Annotated in this window: 18 protein-coding genes; 13 read left to right on the top strand and 5 right to left on the bottom strand. The window is 54.1% G+C overall.

Going from position 1 to position 22,626, the window contains the following annotated elements:
* Nucleotides 1-44: 44 nt before the first annotated feature.
* Both ACQYWX_RS18650 and ACQYWX_RS18645 read left to right on the top strand, forming a co-directional pair.
* A complete protein-coding gene (locus ACQYWX_RS18650) occupies nt 45-599 on the top strand; it encodes a DUF6160 family protein (protein WP_127971576.1) in 555 nt (184 codons plus the stop codon).
* Nucleotides 600-840: 241 nt separating this feature from the next.
* Nucleotides 841-1,404, top strand: coding sequence for a DUF6160 family protein (locus ACQYWX_RS18645; protein ID WP_279502786.1), 564 nt, complete (start codon nt 841-843; stop codon nt 1,402-1,404).
* A 158-nt stretch (nt 1,405-1,562) separates the two neighbouring features.
* On the opposite strand, the gene ACQYWX_RS18640 is transcribed toward ACQYWX_RS18645, so the two are convergent.
* On the bottom strand, nt 1,563-2,183 hold the full coding sequence (locus tag ACQYWX_RS18640; RefSeq protein ID WP_127971572.1) for a hypothetical protein: 621 nt from the start codon (nt 2,181-2,183) through the stop codon (nt 1,563-1,565).
* A gap of 267 nt (nt 2,184-2,450) precedes the next feature.
* On the opposite strand from ACQYWX_RS18640, the gene ACQYWX_RS18635 reads away from it, so the two are divergent.
* The 4 genes from ACQYWX_RS18635 (at nt 2,451) to ACQYWX_RS18620 (ending at nt 8,246) form a co-directional block, all read left to right on the top strand.
* The gene (locus tag ACQYWX_RS18635) at nt 2,451-3,443 is read left to right on the top strand and encodes a DUF58 domain-containing protein (RefSeq protein ID WP_431685916.1); all 993 of its coding nucleotides are present in this window, start codon (nt 2,451-2,453) and stop codon (nt 3,441-3,443) included.
* Nucleotides 3,436-5,445 (top strand): transglutaminase TgpA family protein, encoded by a 2,010-nt coding sequence (locus ACQYWX_RS18630; RefSeq protein WP_431685915.1) that lies wholly within the window; start codon nt 3,436-3,438, stop codon nt 5,443-5,445. The genes ACQYWX_RS18635 and ACQYWX_RS18630 overlap by 8 nt, the downstream gene beginning before the upstream one ends.
* A gap of 191 nt (nt 5,446-5,636) precedes the next feature.
* Nucleotides 5,637-6,644, top strand: coding sequence for a DNA polymerase III subunit delta' (locus ACQYWX_RS18625; protein WP_431685914.1), 1,008 nt, complete (start codon nt 5,637-5,639; stop codon nt 6,642-6,644).
* Nucleotides 6,645-6,782: 138 nt separating this feature from the next.
* A complete protein-coding gene (locus ACQYWX_RS18620; protein WP_279502779.1) occupies nt 6,783-8,246 on the top strand; it encodes a tetratricopeptide repeat protein in 1,464 nt (487 codons plus the stop codon).
* A gap of 43 nt (nt 8,247-8,289) precedes the next feature.
* Here the strand turns inward: ACQYWX_RS18620 and ACQYWX_RS18615 are convergent, their stop codons facing one another.
* Together ACQYWX_RS18615 and ACQYWX_RS18610 are read right to left on the bottom strand one after the other, a co-directional pair.
* Nucleotides 8,290-9,741: a rhomboid family intramembrane serine protease gene (locus tag ACQYWX_RS18615; RefSeq protein WP_431685913.1), complete on the bottom strand. Its 1,452-nt coding sequence runs from the start codon at nt 9,739-9,741 to the stop codon at nt 8,290-8,292.
* Nucleotides 9,742-9,858: 117 nt separating this feature from the next.
* A complete protein-coding gene (locus tag ACQYWX_RS18610) occupies nt 9,859-10,548 on the bottom strand; it encodes a riboflavin synthase subunit alpha (protein ID WP_431685912.1) in 690 nt (229 codons plus the stop codon).
* Nucleotides 10,549-10,721: 173 nt separating this feature from the next.
* Here ACQYWX_RS18610 and ACQYWX_RS18605 point away from each other — a divergent pair, with 173 nt between their 5' ends.
* From ACQYWX_RS18605 to ACQYWX_RS18575, 7 genes are all read left to right on the top strand, one after another.
* Nucleotides 10,722-11,765 carry a hypothetical protein gene (locus ACQYWX_RS18605; RefSeq protein WP_431685911.1) on the top strand — a complete coding sequence of 348 codons (1,044 nt, stop codon included), beginning with the start codon at nt 10,722-10,724 and terminating at the stop codon, nt 11,763-11,765.
* 437 nt (nt 11,766-12,202) lie between these two features.
* Nucleotides 12,203-13,414, top strand: a complete 1,212-nt coding sequence (locus tag ACQYWX_RS18600) for an ammonium transporter (RefSeq protein WP_431685910.1) — start codon at nt 12,203-12,205, stop codon at nt 13,412-13,414.
* Between the two features lie 238 nt (nt 13,415-13,652).
* Complete coding sequence (locus ACQYWX_RS18595) at nt 13,653-14,324, top strand: TetR/AcrR family transcriptional regulator (protein WP_431685909.1); 672 nt, start codon at nt 13,653-13,655, stop codon at nt 14,322-14,324.
* A gap of 73 nt (nt 14,325-14,397) precedes the next feature.
* A complete protein-coding gene (locus tag ACQYWX_RS18590) occupies nt 14,398-14,880 on the top strand; it encodes a L,D-transpeptidase family protein (RefSeq protein ID WP_431685908.1) in 483 nt (160 codons plus the stop codon).
* A 44-nt stretch (nt 14,881-14,924) separates the two neighbouring features.
* Nucleotides 14,925-15,965, top strand: a complete 1,041-nt coding sequence (gene nagZ / locus ACQYWX_RS18585) for a beta-N-acetylhexosaminidase (RefSeq protein WP_431685907.1) — start codon at nt 14,925-14,927, stop codon at nt 15,963-15,965.
* A 42-nt stretch (nt 15,966-16,007) separates the two neighbouring features.
* Nucleotides 16,008-17,129: a mechanosensitive ion channel family protein gene (locus ACQYWX_RS18580; protein ID WP_431685906.1), complete on the top strand. Its 1,122-nt coding sequence runs from the start codon at nt 16,008-16,010 to the stop codon at nt 17,127-17,129.
* Between the two features lies 1 nt (nt 17,130).
* The gene (locus ACQYWX_RS18575) at nt 17,131-17,865 is read left to right on the top strand and encodes an S-methyl-5'-thioinosine phosphorylase (RefSeq protein WP_431685905.1); all 735 of its coding nucleotides are present in this window, start codon (nt 17,131-17,133) and stop codon (nt 17,863-17,865) included.
* Nucleotides 17,866-17,972: 107 nt separating this feature from the next.
* Here ACQYWX_RS18575 and ACQYWX_RS18570 read toward each other — a convergent pair whose 3' ends face one another.
* Nucleotides 17,973-18,758 (bottom strand): peptidoglycan binding protein CsiV, encoded by a 786-nt coding sequence (locus tag ACQYWX_RS18570; protein ID WP_431685904.1) that lies wholly within the window; start codon nt 18,756-18,758, stop codon nt 17,973-17,975.
* A 237-nt stretch (nt 18,759-18,995) separates the two neighbouring features.
* Nucleotides 18,996-22,445 carry a transcription-repair coupling factor gene (gene mfd, locus ACQYWX_RS18565; RefSeq protein ID WP_431685903.1) on the bottom strand — a complete coding sequence of 1,150 codons (3,450 nt, stop codon included), beginning with the start codon at nt 22,443-22,445 and terminating at the stop codon, nt 18,996-18,998.
* Nucleotides 22,446-22,626 lie beyond the last annotated feature (181 nt).

Raw genomic sequence — 22,626 nt, 5'->3', positions numbered from 1 at the left:
GAGAGTTTCCTGAAATTAAAAAAATAAACATTAGGAGAATTTTAATGAAAGGCCTGAAAAAATTAGTTTTGGTATCTGCTATCGCTGCGGCTCCTCTGGCTGCGCAAGCTGAACTGAAAGCAGTTGACGACGCTGTTCTGGCGGACGTTTCCGGTCAAAGCGGATTGGTCATTGAAGCCGGCTTCGGTTCTTTGACTTACTCAGACATCGCTGTAATCGCTGACAGCGACTGGGATACTGACGCTGGCATCCACATCGACGCGTTCAAATGGGAAGTTGACGTAGAAGCATGGGATTCCGCTTCTAACGCTACTCTGGGCGCTTCTACTGGCGCACTGGGCGGCTTCATCGCGAAAGACATCTCAATCAACGGTAGTGTTGACGTTACTATCGATGCCCTGGCTGACGCAGCCACTCTGGGCACCACTAACTTGGGCGGTATCGGCATCACCTTCGCCAACTCCGACATCAACATGCGCGTAGGCGACATGGGTGTTTACCTGAACCAGACTGGTCTGGGTCAAGTTAACAGCATGGGCGCTGTTGAAATCATCGGTATGAACCTGGACGGCCTTGAGCTGGTTGTTCACGGTAACTAATACCGGGCGGACCTGACGGTCAGTCGATTGATGATGGAAAAGGCATCGTTCGAGATGCCTTTTCTTGTGAATATCTCTTAAGCATCTATTTGTTCTGCAGTAAAAATCATCCTTTCTCAGACAGACGATACATACACTGGCTTCAGTGAGTAGGTGTAACGTCTGCCTCGCGCTGAGCGAAAGGCTCTTAAGCGCCAGCAGTAACAAAAGCTCTAGAGATGTAAGGAGTGTGGAGGGGAGTATGAAAAAGACTGTGTTTGTTTGCGCAGCGATGTTCTCCACGGCGGTAATGGCCGAATTAAAACCGATTAACGATCAGCAGCTCAGCGAAGTTGTGGGGCAGGCGGCTCCCGTTATCGAAATAAACGGTCAAGTCACCTATGAGGCGATCGCCTACACCAACCCCGATGGGGTGCGGGAAGTTATTTATCCTGGTCAGACGTCCAGCGACGGGGCGGTTCACGATGATAATGTCTCCCTGCAGGGGATGACCTTTGGAACCCCGCGCACGGGGACGCTCGTTGACCTGTTTACGGCCGTTTTACCTTTGCGTTATGGCCAGATCGACACCAACGGAGATGGCGTTGAAGACCGTGGCGCCGCAATATTCAGCTTTCAGCCCAATGTAGGGTTTGGCACAGGATTTATGCCGCTGGATATTCAGCAGAGCGATACCTCTGTGAACATAGATGATCAGGTTTTTCTTACCAAGCAGGGGCTGGTGATTCTCAACGCCCCGATCAATACGGATATTATTAATGTCGGCGCGGATGCGTATAAGCTGACGCCGATAAAGATGTTCTGAAAATGTCTGATGGCGTTAGGCCGGGATGGAAGCCCGCGTCTGGCGCGCCTGCTTTGATAATCAGCCGAAGCGGTTAGTATCTGTCATCCGGCTGGTGTTTCTTATGACTCCGCAAACAAAAAAGCTCGCTGTATTAGCGAGCCTTCTGTGCTTCTTTTTTACTGCTGAGGCATTGTCAGCGTCAGATCAAACCCACCGCTGTCCCGTGGAACTAAATCAATCATGCCGCCCTGGATTCGTTCAGGGATGATGATGTTATCGACGCCGGGTAAATTGTTTCCAATTGTGATGGTTAACTGCTGGCCATTGGATTGCAGGTTCAACTGGTCGCCGTAGGGCAGTTGCGCCATATCCGGATTCAACGGCGATAGAACCTGCTGGAATGTGAAGGCTCCGTCTGGAATCACCAGATCTGGATGAGGCAGCGGACGTTCGCTCAGCGCCGCCAGCTCTGGTTGCGTATAGGGAATAAACGCAAGCTCTCTTATCACTTGGGCGGCGGCTTCTGAAGAGTCTTTAAACTGTTGCTGATCCACCGTCAGCGCGGTGTTTAGTTCTGACTGTTCTTCAGCTTCTGTTTTCACGGGCTCGCCGGGTCCGATGGTGTAGGTGACGACCCGCTTTTTCTCCGGCTTTTTGGGAGCAGGGGTAACGATGATGGTGGAATCTTTAATATAGGTGTCGGTCAACTCGCCGCTGGTCATTGATTTGACTTCCGCGCGGGCGGTCAGAACAAGGCCGGTGGCGGCCAATCCGAGCAAAATCCTTGAGTAGTTCATAGCAGCGCCGTGTTTTACAATTTCGTGTTAAACGTAAATTTTCCAACAACCGATTCTCATGGGCCCGCTGCCGAAAGCATGCGTGGAGAAAAAATAATTGCGTTCGGCCACAAGCGTTTAGGTGGAATCCAGTTTTACTGCGTATACTTACATTTTCAACCGATTGATTCGCAAAAGCCACTGTATCGCGCGAATTTTGATTAATTTTTGTAAGCCTGTATTTCCCTGGCCTGCAAAAGACAAGGACAGAAGTTAAGTAGTAGTTTTATGACAACCGGCATCAGGCAAAAATCAGGGGCGCGCATCGGCGGTCAACTCGGACGCCGCATTGATAAGTGGGTGGAAAAGCGGCTGCCGCCGGTAGAAGAAGCCACATTGTCGCATCGGGCTATTTTTGTGTTGCCTACGCGTTGGGGCGTCGGCTTTGTGATGTTGGCGGGACTGATTCTTCTTACCGGGATCAATTATCAGAACTCCATGATTCTGGCCGTAGGCTTCTTTCTTATTTCTATTTTCGTGGTCAATATCCTCATCGCCTACCGCAATATGTCGGGACTGGTCATTCGCTTTCATCGCGCGGCTTCCTGCTTCGCTGACGAACTGGCCGGGTTTGAGTTTCTGGTGTCGGCGTCGGAACATGGCGCGGTCGCGGTGCAACTCGGTTGGACGCCTGACAGCTATGTTACTTTGGACTTGGATCAGAATGGGCAGCGACGTGCGGTGATTGAGTATCGCTGTCGCAAACGAGGCTGGCTGACGCCTGGGCGTATGCTGATTACATCCACCTATCCGATGGGGCTGATTCGCGCCTGGTCCTGGCAGGACCTGAACGCCAAGGCGCTGGTCTATCCCAGGCCGGCGACGCAACCCCAGTACAAGTGGAGCGCCTCCCTGGCTGAGGGCGAAGGCAAAGGCGATTCGCACATCGTGGGGCAAGAGGACTTCGCAGGCCTGCGCACTTATGTTCCCGGCGAGCCTTTAACCCGTATCGCCTGGAAGAAGTATGCGCAGCAGGGGGAGTTATACAGTAAGGAATTCAGTCAGCCGGAGTTGGACCCGGACTGGATTGATTTTGACGCCTACCAGGGGATGGAGACGGAGCTGCGTCTGTCTACTCTTTGCGCCCAGATCTTGGAACTGGAGCAAAAAGGGACGCCTTACGGACTACGTATGCCCGGTTGGGCGTGCGGGCCTGGCTCGGGTCTTGAGCACCGCAATAAATGTCTGACTGCGCTGGCGAAGTATCCTGATCATGTTTAAGCGAAGTTTTGATGAGTCTCCCGCACTGGATACGCGGGCGCTGGTATGGATGGTGGTTTCTCTGGCCGCCGCCGCAGGCGCGCACTGGAACCATGTTCCGGTGTGGCTGCTTGGATTCGCGTGTGTGTCCGTGTTTTGGCGCACCAGAGTGTATCAGGGAAAATGGCCTGCGCCTTCGACCTGGGTGAAAGGCGGAGTCATGGTGGTGACCTCCGTCGCCTATGTGTTCTCGACGCAGGCGCAGTTTACGGTGGAGACGGCGGTAGGCTTTTTTGTGTTGGCTTATGCGCTGAAGTTGCTGGAGCTGAACCAGCGGCGCGACGCCTTCCTGTTCAGTTTCATGACGTTGTTTTTGCTCTGCCTCGGCTTCCTGTTCACCCAGTCCCTGTTCGTCAGTCTCTACATTTTCATCGCCATGGGATTGAGCTTTGTTGCTCTGATGGCGGTGAACCAGTCGCTTAAATCCCGTTCCATTGGCGCTACTTTTAAAGGCGTGTATGGCTCCATGGCGGTTGCAGCGCCGTTGTTGATCGTGATGTATCTGTTCTTTCCCCGCTTTGGTCCCTTATGGGCGATGCCGCTGAAGAGCTCTACTGCGTTTACCGGGCTTGATGAAACCATGTCGCCGGGAGATGTGGCGAATCTTGCCCAGTCAGGCGAGCGAGCGTTTCGGATTGTGTTTAATGGACCGCGACCGGCCTACCGGGACCTATACTGGCGCGCTTTGATCCTGGATCGCTACGACGGTACGAGTTGGAAGCGGTCGTTCAGTCAGACCAATCGCGACCGTCAAGGCGCGGTCAGACCGGGCGCCAGAACTCAGACTGAGCAGTGGGATTATGAGGTGCTGCTGGAACCCCATAATCGTGAATGGGGCTTTGCGCTGGATGACGCCAAGGTGGCGCGGGGCGCGCCTTTCTCAACGCCGGATCAGTTGGTGAGATTTATGAGAGACGTGAAGTCCCCTGAGTGGTATCGCGTCATCAATCAAGCTGAGGAATATAGAGAAAGCGCCCAAAGCTTTGCCCGTTTCAGCAGTTTGCCGCAGGGCTCCAATCCCCGTACTGCTGAATGGGCCAAACAATTACGTGAGACGACGCCTGACGCCGGAACCTTTATAAAGACGGTGTTGACGCGTTTTAATCAGGAACCCTACGCCTATACGCTATCGCCGCCGCTGTTGACTTCGCCGAATAGAATCGATGAGTTTTTCTTCGACACGCGTCGCGGCTTTTGCGAGCATTACGCCAGCACGATGGCGTTCATCTTGCGCGCGGCCAATATCCCGTCGCGAGTGCTCGCCGGGTATCAGGGCGGAGAGTGGAACGAGCAGGGTGGCTTTCTGGTGGTGCATCAGTATGATGCCCATGCCTGGGTGGAAGCATGGCTGCCTGAACGCGGTTGGGTGCGTGTCGATCCGACGGCGGCGGTGGCGCCGCAAAGGGTGGAGTCGGGCATTAGAGACGCCGTCGCGGAAGAGGGCACATTCCTGCAAAATACGCCGTTGTCCCTGGCCAGATATAACCATATCGGCGTTTTCGCCTGGGTGACCAATAATCTGGAATACATGAATTACATGTGGCAGAAATGGGTCGTCAACTACGATCAGGAGAAGCAAAGCAGTTTCTTTAAACGCTGGTTTGGCGATAGCGACATGAAGACGATGCTGATGATACTCGCAGGCGTCTCCGTGATGGTCTTTCTCGTTCTTTCATTACTGACCCTTAAGGCGGAGTGGCGGCGCAATAAAGGCGATCCCATGGTGCGCTTGTATCGATCTCTGCTGAATAGAATGCACAAGAAAGGGCTGTTGCTGGATGCGGGCCTGACGCCTGGGCAGGCATTGGCCCTGGCGACTAAAAAGTGGCCGCGGCAGCGTAAATTGCTACGGCAGATTTTCAACGAGTTTGAGCAAAACCTGTATGCGGATGACGCGGGCGGCAGTCCAGACAGAGTGCGCCGCCTGAAGCGGGATATCAAGCAACTGGCTTTGAATTCTTGAGCCGCCGAAACGACCTTCACGAGGTTGGCGTGATTAATAGTCTTGCACATGCTTGCGCCTGCGCGACGGCATGCCGCGGGAGGTGGGCCTGATATCTACAGGTCCTGCTGTTGCAGGTAGGTGGCAGTCAGCTAGACGCTACTTGTCTGCCCGATAAACAAAAACTGAATAGCACCAAATATCGAGTACTAATGTCCGAATCGACGGAAATATCTCTGGATCAACTTCCCTGGCTCAACAAAACCTGGCGCGATTGGGTGGGGCTGGCGCACAACGATAAAGTGCCTTCCGCTATTTTGGTGGCGGGACAACGCGGCGTTGGCAAGAATCGCCTGACTTCTGAATACGCCAAATTCCTCCTCTGTGAGCAGGCTCTGCGTCTTGAGCGTCCCTGCGGCGACTGTCGTTCCTGTAAGCTGATAGAAGCGGGGACGCACCCCGATTTGCAATGGCTGGCTCCAGAGGACGGCGCCAAGGCCATAAAAATTGACCAGGTGCGTGGACTGGGAGACTTTATCTACGCCAAGCCGCAGATCTCCCGTCGCCGAATATGCGTGCTGACCCCGGCGGAGGCGATGAACGCCTATTCCGCCAACGCCATTCTGAAAACACTGGAGGAGCCGCCCGCCAGCGCCGTCATTCTGCTGGTTTCGCAACAAATCAGCCTGCTGCTGCCGACGATTCGCAGCCGCTGTCAGATATATACGCTGGCTGCGCCGGATAGAGAGTCTGTGGTGAATTGGCTGACTCAACTGGATGTGCCGAAAGAGCGCGCCTATAGTTTGACGGAAAGCGCTGGCGGTCGCCCTTTGACCGCATTGGCATGGCACAGTCAGGACATACTGGAGTTGCGGGCGGAAGTCTTGGCGGACTGGCTCAACTACCTGGAAGGGCGCGTGGATGCGTTCACCCTGGCGGAAACCTGGAGCAAGCTCGATCTTGAGCGTTTGGCGGATTGGCTGGCTATCTGGCTGAAACAATTGCTGACCGCCACGCAGGTAGGTGAGGGCGAGGGGAGCGTGACGGAAGCGACTCTGGCGGGCGTGGGCGCGCGTCTGGATACGCAGCAGCTGGTTTCACTCTATGCTGAACTGATCGAAATAAAGCGATCTCTGGTGGAGCAGCGCAACCTGAATCCACAATTAATGTTGGAAAGCTGGTTATTGGCGAACAAGCGCGTACGCAAACGCAAGAAATAGTCGCCTCTACCGAGTGAGTCATATTTGATGGCTTCGCGTCTGCGACAATGCGGTCGCAAAATGAGTTGTCATACGCTCCTTTAACAGGAGCCTGGAAAACGAGTTAAGTAGTAAGTTAGCAAAAGGAAATATACGCGCGTGGATGTTTATTGCAGATACCATCCCACCCATGGCGCCAACTGGCAGTGCCTGGGTTGCCATGTTCAACTCTGCGGAAGCTGCGTTCCGGTAAAGCCGGGCAAAGGCGCCGCGACCTGTCCGTTGTGTCAGCAAGTCATGCGGTATTCCGCGGAAGGCTCCGCGGCGGAGGTCACGCCATTCTGGCAGCGGCTGAACGACTTCTTCGCCTACCCCATGGCCAGGGACCCCATGATTTTGGTGGCCATCTGCACTTTGGTGCCGCTGGCGTTGGGTAAAGACCTGATATCGCTGATCATCGCTATCGCCCTGTTTTGCGCGCAGGTCAAATACATGTATAGCGTGATTGAGACCACCTCCAAAGGCGTATTGAAGCCGCCTGAGCTGTTGTCCGCATTCAGCGGTGGCGGGTTATTGCTGGTCATTCAGCAGACCTTGATCTTCATTGCCTTCGGCGCGCTCATTGTCGTCTCCGGCATATGGGGCGGCTCTTTTCTGATGATTCTGGCGGTTGCGTTTTCCGCCCTGGTTCTGCCCGCCAGCATCATGCTGCTGGCGATTGAAGGCAATGTGGTGGATGCCCTGCATCCGACGCGTCTGATTGGGTTCATCTCCAGCATTGGCTGGCCGTATTTCGTTCTTTATGGCTATCTGCTTCTGCTGTTTCTGGGGCTGGGCGCGGCGCAGGATTTTGTGCTGAGCAACTTTTCCCAAACCCTGGGCTTTCCACTAGCGGGTTTTATTTCCAGTTACTTCATGCTGGTGATCTTCAATATGCTGGGTTATCTGTTGTTTCAGTATCAGCATCGCCTTGGCCTGGCGCCGGATGAAGCTCTTGATGCGCCGCCGCAGAACCCAGAAGCGCTGGCGCAGCGGAATGATAAGCTGGCGATGGCGGAAATTGACATCAATCTTAAGGAAGGGCGTTATGAGGCGGCGGCTGGGCTGCTGCGCAATTTGTACAAACGCAAACCGCATGATTTGGTGGTGCTGGACCGGCTGTACAAACTGCTGCTGGAGACCAACGCCTGGCCAGAGCTTTTGAAAACGTCAAAGCCTGTTTTGCAGATGTTGGCGGACGCGGGACGGATTCATGAGCTGAAGCTGGTGCTGAGAGGGCTCTACGGGCATTTCCCGGACTATACGATCAACGATGAGACGCTGTTGTACAACGTGGCGCAGAGTCTATATCACTCTGGCGACTTCAGGCTGACCTTGAAGTTGCTGCAGGGGTTCAATTCCCGGTTTCCAGAATCCGCGCACGCCGCTGACGCGATCATTGTCATGGCGCGTACCCTGGCGAATGGGCTGCACCGAGCGGATAAAGCCAAGGAATATTTGCTCTATGTGCAGAAACATTACCCGGACCATTCCGCCGTGCCGGAAATTCCTGCATGGATTGAAGCGATGGCGAAGAATGGCAGGCTGCCGGAGCCGGTCGCCAAGTTTGGACTATCTTCCTAAGGGCGCGGGTTGCGCGCCCATTTGCGGTGGGTTCTTAAGATTCTTAACCTTCAAGCTGCTTTAGTTCGCGCTCATATTTCTGTGCTTTGACGTCCATTTGCCGTGCTTTGAGCGCCTGAATCAACGTGCGGTAGCACTCTCGCACCAGCTCTGGATTGCTGATGCTTTTCACTACTACGCTAAATACCTGCTCTGCTTCTTTGATCAGGTTGTTGTTGAGGCAGGTGTTCAGAATACGGAAATGATATTTGTCTTCCAGACGAGAGTTTTCCTTGGCGTACTTCTGATACTCGCTCCAGATGAAATAGGCGTGATTAAAGTCCTGCATCTTTAACGCGTGCTCAAGCACGGTGATGGTGAACTGCAGGCTTTCCTGGGTGTCCGGTTTTACTTTGTATAAATGGAAAAGCTGCTCTTGAATCCCGATGTGGTCAGGGTGTTTTTCCCATAACGCTTTGAAGCGTTCCCGCGCACGTTGAAAGTCGACTCGCCCAACGGCGTCCATGGCGCGAGCCAGTTCTTCTCGCATGGACTGGTCCTGTTCTTCCGGGGAATGAGTGATTTCCTGCGCAGCCCTCGGCGCCAAGCGATCCAGGGGGAAGATGATGGCGGCGCCCGCCACCAGTCCCGCGGCGTGAGCGACATAGGCGACATTGGAGTCGACGTAAGTGAAGTACTCGTAAAGCTCTTTGCCTACCCAAACCGGCAGCATGATTAACGCTGGCGCGCGGAAGTAGTTGAAGTAGACATAAAGGAAGGCGAAGAAACGGATTTGCTGCAGCCGGTAGTGCGCCACATACATCCCCATCAGACCTGACACAGCCCCGGATGCGCCCACCAGTGGCGTCAGACTGTCGCCTTCCACCATACTGAAAATAAAGCCTGAAACCACGCCGCAGAACAGATAAGCCATGACATAAAGCGCAGCGCCAAGAATGCGTTCAATGGCGAATCCGAGTAAAAACAGCATTACCATGTTGCCGAAAACATGTCCGAAGCCGCCGTGGAGGAATTGATAGGAGAGCAGATCCGCCAGTTCCATCTCTCCAGGAATAAGTCCCATCTGTAGGTGACTGAGCTGGCTGAGATAGTGCTCCTGGAGGTAAGTGCGTTGGGACTTCCAGGTTTCAAAGTCTTCCGGCTCAATGAACTCCTGCCCATTCTGCATCAGATAGTTAACGAACTTTCTATCGGTCAGCATGTAGGGAATCAGTTCGTCGCCGCGACCCTCGTTGACGGCTTTACGCGCCGCCGCCGACAGCTCAAAACGGTTGTCCTGGCCCAGGCCGATATGGCGCTGCAGATAGTCGGCGAATTCAGGCGCCTCCAGTTTGACCATCTGATTTTGTTCGTAGTAATGGGCGGCGTCCTGCCAGACTCGATTATCTTTGCCGCTGAGGTAAAAGAATATGGCGAAATTAATGAAGATCAACAGCAGTGTGGCGACCGGGGGCTTGCGCCAGTTTATGGTCTGTTCAGCGGGAATAATCAGCATCTTGGATCTCTAACTACCTACAGGGAAAGCACAAGGAACGGATTGAAAAGTCATAGAAAATAATTATCGGAGATAAGCGGGAAACGCGCCACTGCGGCGCGCATCCAATGCTGGCGATCAGGCGCCGGGAGTCAGGTTCTCCAGATAACGGGGCAGCATTCGCTCCAAGCTGTCCACTAGCGTTTGCGTCTGCGGGTCGACCTCTATGTTGACCTTGTCGCCCGGTTGCAGGGCGCTGAAAGTCGTGACACGCAGCGTTTCCGGTATCAGGTTCACTCTGAACCCGTCCTTACTGACAGAGCCGACGGTCAGACTGGCGCCATTAACGCCAATAAAGCCTTTGTCGAAAACATACTTGCGCAGTTCCAGGGGCAACTGAAAATCCAGCGCCACGTTATTTTCCGTGCGCTCGATATGAGTCAGCACCGCGACATCATGGATATGCCCTGACATCAGATGGCCGCCAATTTCATCGCCAATTCGTGCGGCATGTTCGAAATTGACTTCATCACCTTCTTTGAGATCGCCAAGGTTGGTCAGGCGCAATGTCTCTGTCATAAGGTCGAAGGCGATATAGGCCCCATCAATGCGCACCGCCGTCAAACAGGTCCCGTTGATGGCGACGCTGGCGCCTGTTTCTGTTGAAGATTGGTCGGTAGGGAACTCAAAATCGTAGGTGTAGAGACCTTCGCGGCGTACGGCTTTGCGCAGTGTGGCTTTGCCTTGAACGATTCCTGTAAACACGGTGGACTGATCCTTTCGCTGAGGTAAATGCTTTTTATGCAGGTGGCCATAATAAGCGTCCATGCCTGTATTTTCTAACTTTTCAGGCGTATTTCTCTGGGTTGTTGAGTCGAAAGAGGCGGCCCAGCGGTAAGTTTTGTCGCATGGGGAGGGCGTATTCGCCAAATACTCGGCGTATGTCATATCTAGCTAAGTCTCGCATCGCAGCAATGTACAGGTTTTTCTAATGAATTCAGGTGACTGGCGCGTCTATTGCTAAATACTCTGAGGTTGACGAGGTTTTGGCGCAGTGGGCGCTGGTGACCCGTCCTCGTTATTACTCTATAGTTTTCGATATGAAGATACATAACCCTAATGATTTTGATCTGGATCCCAAGACGCTGCGCTCATTGGCGCGCGGTGATATGGACCCAGTGCGGCGTGCGGTGGAGGAACACCGGAGCAATACGCTACCCGCCGCCAAGGAATCTCAACCTGCTGCGAAGTCTCCTGCAAAAACGCCTGCAGCGCCGCCGTCGGACCCGCGCGCTAATAAAGACATAGCTAAGGCTAAAAGCAACGGCGTTGCGCCACCCGCTCAGGGCGCCAAAAAGGCGGAGCAGAAAAAGGCGGATGCGGCGGAGAGTGAAGAGGATCGTAAGCGCCGCTATCGGGAGACCGTGGCGCAGCGTAATCAACTTACTCAGATTCTCCGGGAGTGTGAGGCGCTTGAAGTCATGAACTATGACGTGTTGGCGATCAAGCACTATCCGCAGACGATTGATTTGATCAGCGCCCGGCGGCGCAGGGATCTCTGGCTTTTATCCTGTCTGCTTAGTTTCGCGGTATTCCTGATTGGCTGGCAGGGCGGGCTTAACGCCTGGATCGCTGGTATCGCTTTTGGTTTCTTTGTCGCTTTATCCGCCTTGGCTATTCCACCCCTGCGGCGTCTTTTCATCAAGAATGCAGGGTACGGTGAGTTAGTGCGTCAGAGAAAAGAGTTGGAATTTCGCGCGATCACCCACATCCGTATGCTGGAAGGCTCCAACGGTTTGGCGTATCAATGTCTGATGATGTCAACCTACCGCAAGAGTCTGCTGGACAGGCGCTATCGGCGTCTCGTCACTTTGAGTCAGCAAGGACAGTTAATCAAAGCCATGCGGACGGTCGCTGCGATTCGTCTCTATCTACAATACTTACTGGAGGCTCAGCAGGCTTTTGAGATCACCAAGAATAAATACATGGAAGCCAGCGCCAAAATTAAGACGGAGTTTGCGGATTTGGCGTTAGCTGAAGCCTGAGTGCGGGCCTTTCTGTGCTCGTTGGTGACCGTCGTCGTTTGTTTCCTCTATTCCTTATCCCTTACCCCCTCAAATTCACTTTCAATCCCTGCTACGGCTCTCCCCATAGACTTTGCTCTCTGAAGTAGGGAGCAGATTCCTGTGTTCGTGCGCGCGCTTTTATTGCGTGTTTTTCAACGTCTATTTGCCTCTGTCTCATTAAAGTGCGCCGTGCGATTGATCTGGCATTAAGTTGGTGCGTTTTTGGTCTGGAATTTGCTGATTTAGTCGGCGAGTTGTGGCTGGTAAATGTGATGCTTGGTCGTAACTCAGCGAAAAACAAACCAAAACAAGGGACTGCTTCACTCTAAGACGGATCGACAATAACAAAATCAAAAGCACTATTTGTGTGCGTTGTGATGAGCGGCGCACCATGCAAGAGCGTAACAGGAGATGGAATGAACGATACGAATAATGCGGTGGAGACCTTGCTGCAAGGCGCCGACACCCTGTTTATCCTTTTGGGAGCCATTATGGTGCTGGCGATGCACGCCGGCTTTGCATTTCTCGAAGTGGGAACCGTGCGCCATAAAAACCAGGTAAACGCCCTGGTGAAAATTATGACGGATTTTGGCGCGTCTACATTGGCGTACTTCTTCGTTGGCTATCAGATCGCCTATGGGGTCAACTTCTTTTCCAGCGCCACCGAATTGAGCGTCAACAACGGTTATGAGCTGGTGAAGTTCTTCTTCCTGCTGACTTTCGCCGCGGCGATTCCCGCCATTATTTCCGGAGGCGTCGCAGAACGCGCCAAGTTTTACCCCATGCTAATCGCAGCATCAATCTGTGTGGGCGTGGTGTATCCCTTATTTGAGGGAATGGCTTGGAACGGCGCTTTCGGCTTTCAGGACTTCTTACAAGAGCGCTTTGGCGCAACTTTTCATGACTTCGCAGGGTCCGTCGTCGTACATGCTGTGGGCGGCTGGATCGCCTTCGCCGCGGTGTATCTGCTGGGAGTGAGAAACGGCCGCTATCGCAATGGTCAGCTGGTCGCCTTCGCACCATCCAACATTCCTTTTCTTGCGCTGGGCGCCTGGATACTGACGGTGGGGTGGTTTGGCTTCAACGTGATGTCTGCGCAGACGCTGGGCGGCGTAAGTGGGCTTGTCGCGCTTAATAGCCTGATGGCGATGGTGGGCGGCATCGTGACGTCCATGCTGGTAGGGCGTAAAGACCCTGGATTCATACACAACGGCCCTTTGGCCGGGCTGGTGGCGGTGTGCGCGGGATCTGACATTATGCATCCGATTGGTGCGCTTATTACCGGCGCAGTGGCGGGAGCGTTATTTGTCTTCCTGTTTGAGTACATGCAAAAACGCCTGCGAAAACTGGATGATGTATTGGGCGTTTGGCCCTTACACGGCGTCTGTGGTTTGTGGGGCGGCGTGGCGGCGGGCGTTTTCGGTTTGCAGTCATTTGGCGGCCTTGGCGGCGTCACATTCCTGTCGCAACTGGTCGGCTCGGTCACCGGCGCGGCGCTGGCGTTTGTGGGCGGATTTGTCGTCTATGGCGTGGTGAAAAAGCTGTCTGGACTACGCTTATCCGAAGAAGAGGAATACCAGGGGGCGGACTTGGCGATTCATCGCATTGGCGCCAACAGCATGGACTGAGTTCTCCGGCTCCGGTGGGGATGACGCTGTAAGTCATGCCCGCCGGCGCATAAGGGAACTTCCGACTGTTAATTTATCTGCATTCAGCGCAAACTTGACCGACCTTTCCGCTGATCTGGTTCGTTAAAATCGTGTGTGCAATAATTGCACAATATAAAACGTTGTCAGACTTGACATTCCAGCCTATCAAACGTATGTTTCAAACACTTGTTTGGAGCGGTACGTCAGAAGAATAAACATGTCTCAGTCAGATACAGTTGATCGGATTTTAGATGCTGCAGAGCAGTTATTCGCGGAACGGGGGTTCTCGGAAACATCACTGCGGCAGATAACCAGCAAAGCCAAAGTCAATCTGGCTGCGGTAAACTACCATTTCGGTTCCAAGAACGCGCTGATTCAAGCCGTGTTCGCCCGCTTCATTAATCCATTCACCCGCATATTGCGAGATAGACTTCAGGGCGTCGTTGCGGAAAGTCGCAAAGTCGAACTGGAGGAACTGCTGCAGATCGTTACTTCCTCCGTTATCGACATTCCAGCCAGAAACAGCAAGAGCCTGTCAATTTTCATGCGTCTGCTCGGGTTGGCTTACACACAATCCCAGGGACATTTGCGCAAGTATCTGGAGCAACAGTATTCCACGGAATTCCGTTTGTTCATGCGCCTGTTGAAGGACGCCACGCCGGAACTGAATGCGGTGGAGCGTTTCTGGCGTATACAGTTTATGCTGGGCGCTACGGCTTTCACCATGTCCTCCTCAGAAGCATTGGGCAGCATCCTTGAGAAAGAACTGGGTGTAAAAACCCCTGTGGTCGGCATCGTCAATCAGCTGGTGCCATTCCTGGCTGCGGGCATCAATGCCCCCTCAGACGAGTCGCGTCACACCTCTACGGAAGCCGCCAGCGCAGGGTAAGTCAGGAGCGGCTGTAAACCCGGCGAGGATGTAATATCCTTGGGGGCAGTCGCCAATCAACTCCTGGAGCCTCATGTCGCTTTCTATTGTCATCTCTGTACCATTGCAAACGTTAACGCTGCTGGATTCAGGTAAAGCGGTGGAGACTTTCACCGTTTCCACCGCCAGAGCGGGCGTTGGCGAACGTAACGGCAGCGGACAAACGCCACGGGGCGAACATATTATTCGCGCCAAAATTGGCGCAAAGGCGCCGCTAAATGCTGTGTTTCGCGGCCGCCGTTGGACCGGTGAAATGTATTCCCCAGCGCTTGCTGAAGCCTTCCCTGAACGCGACTGGATTCTTACTCGCATTCTGTGGCTGAGCGGGACCCAAAAGGGCTTCAACCGCGGCGGCGATGTGGACACGATGCGTCGCTACATTTATCTACATGGAACTCCAGACTCCGAGCCTATGGGCGAGCCGTTGTCGCATGGCTGTATTCGAATGCGAAATCAAGATATTATCCGGCTTTTTGACCGCGTCGGCCCTGGAACTCCCGTTCTCATCAACGGCTAAACTGCGCGCGGCCTAAATCCAATCAGCCAGATACGCGATTTCTTATGAGCAAGACAGCAAAACTGGGTCCTTTGATTATCGATCTTAAAGGGCTGGATGTTAGTGCGGAGGAAAAGGAGCTACTGAGCCGACCTGTCGTGGGCGGCGTCATATTCTTCGCACGTAATTACACCGATCCTCAGCAACTGGACGCGTTAGTCAAACAGATTCGCGCTATACGTCCTGAACTGCTTTTGTGTGTGGATCAGGAAGGCGGTCGGGTGCAACGTTTCCGGGAAGGGCGCACTTTATTGCCGGCCCCAGGAAAACTGCGCGCAAGCTACCAAGAAGACCCCGCTAAAGCCAAGGCAATGGCGACAGAGCTGGGCTGGCTAACCGCCATAGAGCTGAGAGAGTTTGACCTGGATTTCAGCTTCGCGCCCGTGCTGGATGTGGACTATGGCAAAAACAAAGTCATCGCCGACCGCGCTTTTGGTGATACGCCGGCAATGGCGGCGGCGTTGGCGCACGCCTTCTGGCGCGGGATGGGGGAGGCTGGCTGTGCAGGCGTAGGCAAGCACTTCCCTGGACATGGCTTTGTGGCGGAAGACACGCATGTGGAGAGCGCCCGCGACTTGCGCAGCTATGAAGAATTACTGGACGCGGACATGCGGCCTTTCATTGAGATGATTGACGCCGGCGTCGAGGCGATGATGCCCGCTCATGTCATTTATCCTGCCTGCGACCCCTCACCTGCAAGTCAGTCCGCTTTCTGGCTCACCCAGGTCTTGCGTGAGCGCTTGCAATATCAGGGCGCTATTATCAGTGACGATATGGGCATGCAGGGGGCGGATCTGGATGGCGAGGAGGATGAAAGCGCCAGCGTTGTCAGGGCGCTGCAGGCGGGCTGTGATCTGCTGATGGCGTGCAACAATCCGGAGCGCTTACTCAAGGTCGCCAATAAATTGGAGGCCCTGCCTGAGGATCTATTATTCCCGGAGGATTCACTGCGCCGTCGCCACAGTATGCGACGACGCCCTGTGGGGATGGTGGATCAGGCGAGGCTGGCCCGAGCCCGTGAGCTGGCGCAAAGCCTGCGTCAGTAAACGTGATGAAATAGCATACTAACGTAACGATAGGGGGAAGTTGTGTCCTGGAGTGAAGCGAGTTCTTGGTTGGGGTTTGCCGACGATTCCATGCATTGGATTGTGCGGGTGTTTCTCATCGTCTTCGTAACCCTGGTCGCCAATTATTTGTGCCATAAAGTAACGGCGCGAATCGCGCGTCAGCTGGCGAAAACCCGGAACTTATGGGATGACACGCTCCTGGACGCCGGCGCCAAGCCGCTTGGGGTATTCATCTGGCTGATCGGGCTTTCCTGGGCGGCGGAAGTGGCGCAGCGGGAAACCGGTGCAGTCGTATTTGAGGCGGTGGATATTATCCGGGCTATCGGCGTCATCGTGCTGATTATCTGGTTCCTGATCCGTTTCGTCAGAGGCGCGGAAGAAATTCTGGTGTCGCCGGACAAGATGAAACAGCCCATGGACAAGACCACCATGTCGGCGATCAGCAAACTGCTGCGCGCATCCATCATTATTACCGGGGCGCTGGTTATCATGCAGACCCTGGGTTATAGCGTATCCGGGGTGCTGGCGTTTGGGGGTATCGGCGGCATTGCAGTGGGATTTGCCGCCAAGGATTTGCTGGCCAACTTTTTCGGCGGCCTGATGATCTATCTGGACCGTCCGTTCTCCGTGGGGGACTGGATTCGTTCTCCAGACAAAAACATTGAGGGAACAGTAGAGCAGATCGGTTGGCGTCTGACCTGTATTCGCACCTTCGACAAGCGTCCGTTGTATGTGCCCAATTCCACCTTTACTACGATCTCGGTGGAGAACCCTTCCCGAATGACTCACCGTCGTATCTACGAGACTATCGGCGTTCGCTATGACGATTTCAAACAAGTGCCGGTGATTGTGGAGCAGGTGAAAGCCATGTTGGCGGAGCACGATGAAATAGATGAAACCCAGACCATGATTGTCAATTTCAATGCTTTTGCGGCGTCATCTCTGGACTTCTTTATCTACACATTCACCAAGACCACCAACTGGATCAAGTACCATGAGGTCAAGCAGGACGTGCTGATCAAAGTGATGGATATTATTCAGCAGCACGGCGCGGAAGTGGCGTTTCCAACGCAAACGGTGCATTTGCCGGACCAACTGAAAGTGTTGAAAGAAGCAGACAGTTTACAAGATCGGAGAGAATGACATGTACGCCATTATCGGAGGCACTGGACTGACTGAGCTGGAAGGTCTGGAAATCAAGGGGCAGGATAAGATTGATACGCCCTGGGGGGCGCCCTCGGCGGATATCGTACGCGCACAGTTGCAAGGGAAGGAGGTGCTGTTTTTGGCGCGTCACGGCAATCCGCATCGAATCCCGCCTCATGAAGTGAATTACCGCGCTAATATCTGGGCGCTGAAAGAAGCGGGCGCCAAAGGCATCCTGGCGGTAAACGCCGTAGGCGGCATTCATCCGGATATGGGGGCGACCCATGTGTGCATCCCTGACCAGGTGATCGATTACACTTATGGGCGCGAGCATACTTATTTTCAGGGCGATATCGACCATGTCACCCATATCGATTTCAGCTACCCCTATGATGAAGCGCTGCGCAAACTGATTTGTGAAAAGGCGACCGCCTTGGGCGTTAAACACAGCAACTTTGGCGTTTACGGCGCTACCCAGGGACCGCGCCTGGAGACGGTGGCGGAAATCCGCCGCATGAAACAAGACGGCTGTGACATCGTTGGTATGACGGGAATGCCGGAAGCGGCGTTGGCGCGCGAGCTGGATGTCCCTTATGCCTGTATTTCCCTGGTCGTTAATCCGGCGGCGGGCGTCAGCGAAAATATCATCACTATGGAAGAAATCCATGAGGCGATTGATCAGGGTATGGGATATGTGAAGCAGCTGCTGGCGGCGCTGGTTGCAGAGAGCTGACCTTCTGCGTTGTGCGTTATACATGCTGATCGTTGAATGAAAAAAGCGGGGAAATTACCCCGCTTTTTTATTGGATGCTCAAAGCCGTCTAACTTGTGTATGTTATATCAGTCTTCCGTTGGACTGTTGGTTTCGCTTTCTTCCGACTCTTTCTCGTCCTCGCCAGCCAGGTTGCCTTCTGCGGTGTCGACGGAAGTCTGGATGCGCACATTACGGACCGGGATAATTTTGACCAGTACGCCCACGACAGGATGATCCAGATAGTGGACCTCGCCGCTGCGCATGCGGCGTGATTGTCGGTTGCGGTAGCGGGCGACAGGCTCAAGTCCTCTGAAGGCCTCTTCCATGAACGGCTCCTCGCTGTCGGGTGCGGTTACTTTTGCTCCCGGCGTGTTTTGCGGCATTGGCGTGAGCGCATTGGCGGCGCCCGTTTGCTCGGGGAAGGGCGTAAACATGTCATCCATAGCGCCGCCTGGCTGTTTTTGCCTCCACTCCACCAGAGATAAATCAATCGTGGTGTGCAGGTAACGAGTGCGTGACAGGCTCACCACGCCCTCTATGCTATAGCCCTCGCCCAATCTTTCCGTATCAAAAATGCGCACGGGCGTATCTTGGTTGTACGCGAGATTCGAGACCCAGGATTTATGCCAGACAACCTGATAACCAGAGCGACGGTCAAGGTTGTTGGCGATCCACTTTAACAGTGTCTGGTTTGCGCCGAGCGCCTGTTTCTGCAGACTGCTCAGCGGTGTGAAGTCCACCAGAAGCGGTGCTTCGGGATTGTAATCGACGGGATAATATTCGAAGTTTTCTTCCCCTTCCGGCACGGGGGTTTTGAACATGATGAGGTCGATTTGATAAAGCCCTGCATAGGCGCGCAGGCTGGAAGACATAAGCCCAAGAAACAGCGTGAGAAAGAGTGCAATGCTTCGCGCTGAAAAAGGGCAAAGTTGAGGTGTTCGGCAAAATAGCATTTATTTGGACAACTTCTTTTGTTTTGTGATTGGAAGGCGTGCGCCAGGGAATAAAAGCTAGGGCGGGTTGATGGCGCCAATGGGGAAGTGGCCATCCATCAACAAACCCTCACAAAGTATACTACATTTCCCTGGCGCCGGGGCCGCCCGGCAGGGTTATGCGCGGGCGGGAGCGAAGGACTTCAGAAGTTTTTCCACGAATTGCATACGGTCTTCCTTGTCCTCCAGTGAGCGAGTGACGCGTAACTTGGAGCCTCCGTCCAATTTATAGTGCTTGGGTTCACGCTGGATGAGATTGACCAGTTTGATCGGTTCGATGGTGGTCTTCGCGTTGAATTCGATCACGCCGCCCCTGGCGCCGATATCAATTCGAGCGATGCCCAGCCTGTCGGCGGTCAATTTCAGGCGAGCCTGGCGGAACAGATTTTTGGTTGCGTCAGGCAAGAGGCCAAAGCGGTCAATCATCTCAATTTGCAGAGACTGCAATGCGTCCTCATCCTTGGCGCTGGCGACGCGTTTATACAGGATCAGACGGTTGTGAACATCCGGCAGATAGTCGTCGGGAATCAGTGCGGGCAAACGCAGATTGACTTCACAACCTTGATCGAGAGGTTGGGTCAGATCCAGCTCTTTGCCCTCGCGCATGGCTTTGACCGCCGCATCCAACAATTGCAGATAAAGCGTGAAGCCAATGTTCTGGATATGCCCGCTTTGCTCTTCGCCAAGCAATTCCCCTGCGCCGCGAATTTCCAGATCGTGGGTGGCCAGGGTGAACCCTGCGCCGAGATCCTGAGCGCTGCTAATGGCGTCCAGCCTTTTCTTGGCGTCCTCAGTGAGGTTGCGTGGCGGAGGGGTCAACAGGTAGGCGTATGCCTGGTGATGAGAGCGGCCGACCCGGCCCCGCAGCTGGTGCAGCTGCGCCAGGCCGAATTTATCCGCGCGTTCGATGATAATGGTGTTGGCGGAGGGAATGTCGATACCGGTTTCAATAATGGTAGTGCACATCAGCACATTGAAGCGCTTATGGTAAAAATCCGACATGACCTTTTCCAGCTCACGCTCACGCATCTGGCCATGGGCGACAGCCACGCGCGCATCCGGAACCATCTCCTGCAACTCGGCCGCGGCTTTGTTGATAGTGTTAACCTCATTGTGCAGGCAGAACACTTGGCCGCCCCGTAAAATTTCCCGCAGCACGGCTTCTTTGATAATGCTGTTGCTGTGTTCCTGTACGAAGGTTTTGACGGACAGGCGCTTCTCCGGCGGGGTGGCGATAATCGACAAATCGCGGACGCCCTGAAAGGAAAGGTTCAGGGTGCGCGGTATCGGCGTGGCGGTCAGTGTGAGTATATCGATGTTGGCGCGCAGAGATTTAACCTTCTCCTTTTGCTGCACGCCGAAACGATGCTCCTCGTCGATAATCAGCAGGCCGAGATTCTTAAACTGGATGTCTTTCTGCAGCAGTTTATGGGTGCCGACGAGAATGTCGACCTTGCCTTCCGATAGTTTGTCTTTGACTTTTTCTATATCGCTAGCGCTGCGAAAGCGGGAAATCAGTTCGACGTTGATTGCGGTGTCGGCGAAGCGGTCCTGGAAGGACTGAAAATGCTGTTGCGCAAGCAGTGTGGTTGGCGTGAGTATCGCCACCTGGCGTCCTGCATGCGCGGCGAGGAAGGCGGCGCGCATGGCGACTTCCGTTTTGCCGAAGCCCACATCGCCGCAGACGAGCCGGTCCATGGGGCGTGGCTTCATCATGTCCTGTAGGACTGCGTTGATCGTCGTGGCCTGATCCGGCGTTTCCTCAAACGGGAAGGCGGCAGAGAAGGCGCGATAATGCTCATCCGGCGGCGGGCAGGCGTAGCCTTTGTGCAGTTCGCGCTTGGCGTAAATATCCAGCAGCTCCGCCGCGCTGTCTTTAATCTTCTCCGCTGCTTGACGCTTAGCGGCGGACCAGCGATCCGTACCGAGTTTGTTAATCGGCGCCAGATTATCGTCAAGGCCGGCATAGCGGGAAATCAGGTGCAGAGAGGATACCGGTACATACAGCTTGGCTTCATTGGCGTATTCCAGCACCAGAAACTCCTGTTTCTGGCCGTCCACTTCGAGTGACTGCAGGCCTTTATAGCGGCCGATGCCGTGATCGATATGCACAACCGGCGCATTAAGCTTCAGCTCGGTCAGGTTCTGAATGATGTTTTCCGGGCTTTCCTGAGTCCGCTTGCGTCGTCTCCGCTGCAGGACTCTGCCTTCATACAGATCAGCTTCCGCTACGACCAGAATCCGGTTTTCGTTATCAGCGAAGCCTTTCGCCAGCTCAGCCACCGTGATATTCCACGGGTCGGTGGAGTTCAGGCACGCTTCCCAGGACTCTAACAAGTTCAGTGGTCTGCCGTGCTCCTTGAATGTATCCATCAGCGCTTGCTGGCGACCGGCGGACTCCGCGCACAAGACTATCTTGTAACCGCTGTCCTGCTGGGCGCAGTCAATAGCCTGTAACGGGTTTTCCTTCTTGGCGTCCAGAGCCAAGTGGGGAAGGGGAGAGAACGGCTTGTCCGTTTCCTCGGACTTGGCGCTGAATTGCGCGCGAGGGAATTGCTTCAGTCCCTCAAACAGCTCATCAACCCGCAGATAAATATCCGCTGGTGGTAAGAGGGGCCGCTGAATATCGTGACGCAAATCCTCGTAACGCTGTTCAAGGTCTTTCCAGAAATGCAGCGCTTTTTCGTGCAGCCCATCATAAAGGGCGAAGCAGGCGTCTTTGGCCACATAATCCAGCAGGCTGGCGGTCTCAGTAAAAAATAGAGTTAGGTAGTACTCCAGCCCGGGCGTGGCGATGCCGCGGCTTATGTCTTGCAGCAAAGGAATGTTGCGGGACGCGCCCGGAAACTTCTCGTAGAAGTTGTCTTTGAATAACTGGATAGATGCGTCGTTAAGTGGAAACTCGTGCGCAGGCAACAGACTGATTTCATCCACCTGTCCAGCGGAGCGCTGAGTCTCTGGATCAAACTGGCGCAGGGTTTCGACTTCTTCGTCAAACAGGTCAATACGATAAGGCGCTTTGGAGCCCATCGGGAATATGTCGAAAATCGACCCTCTGACGGCAAACTCCCCGTGCTCATAAACCGTATCGACGCAGCGGTAACCCGCTTGCTCCAGCTCGGATCTATAACTGTCTATCCTGAGTGGCTGACCTTTGCGCAGGATCAGGGTGGAGCGTTGCACAAACTCCTTTGGCGCCAGACGCACCATGATGGTGCTGAGCGGGACAATAAGCAGGCCGCTGGCGCAGGTCGGTAGTTTATGCAGGGTCTGAATACGCTGGGAAATAATGTCCTGATGAGGCGAAAAAGTATCGTAAGGAAGGGTTTCCCAGTCCGGTAAGGTCAAAATTGGGGGCGTGTTCTCATTTTTTTTCACGTCCCCTAAAAAAAATTTCACCGCTGATTCGAGCTGATCCGCCGAGGGCATATCTGGTGTTATTACCACCAACAGGCGTTTTTGCTCTTTGAGCGCCTGCGCCAGAATGTAAGCGTCTGACTGTCCGACGGCCTGAGGCCAGTACTTGATAGTCGTTGAATTTGAAGGAAGTTGGCGCCGCTCTGTCAACTTTATATCTCCACCTTAAAGTCAAGGGGCATTCTACAATTGTTTCGTAAAATCACAACCAAACCCCGAAAACGTGATAGCCAGTCCACTTGTGTAAGGGCCCTGAAACGCCTTGGAAAGCGTTAAAAATCAAGGAGCCTAAATTGCTTCGGATGTTTTGAAAAGGGATAATGAGCGCCCG

Source organism: Hahella sp. NBU794, from assembly GCF_050749805.1.
In the GTDB taxonomy this organism is placed as follows: Bacteria; Pseudomonadota; Gammaproteobacteria; order Pseudomonadales; family Oleiphilaceae; genus Hahella.
This window is presented reverse-complemented; position numbering and strand designations above follow the sequence as displayed.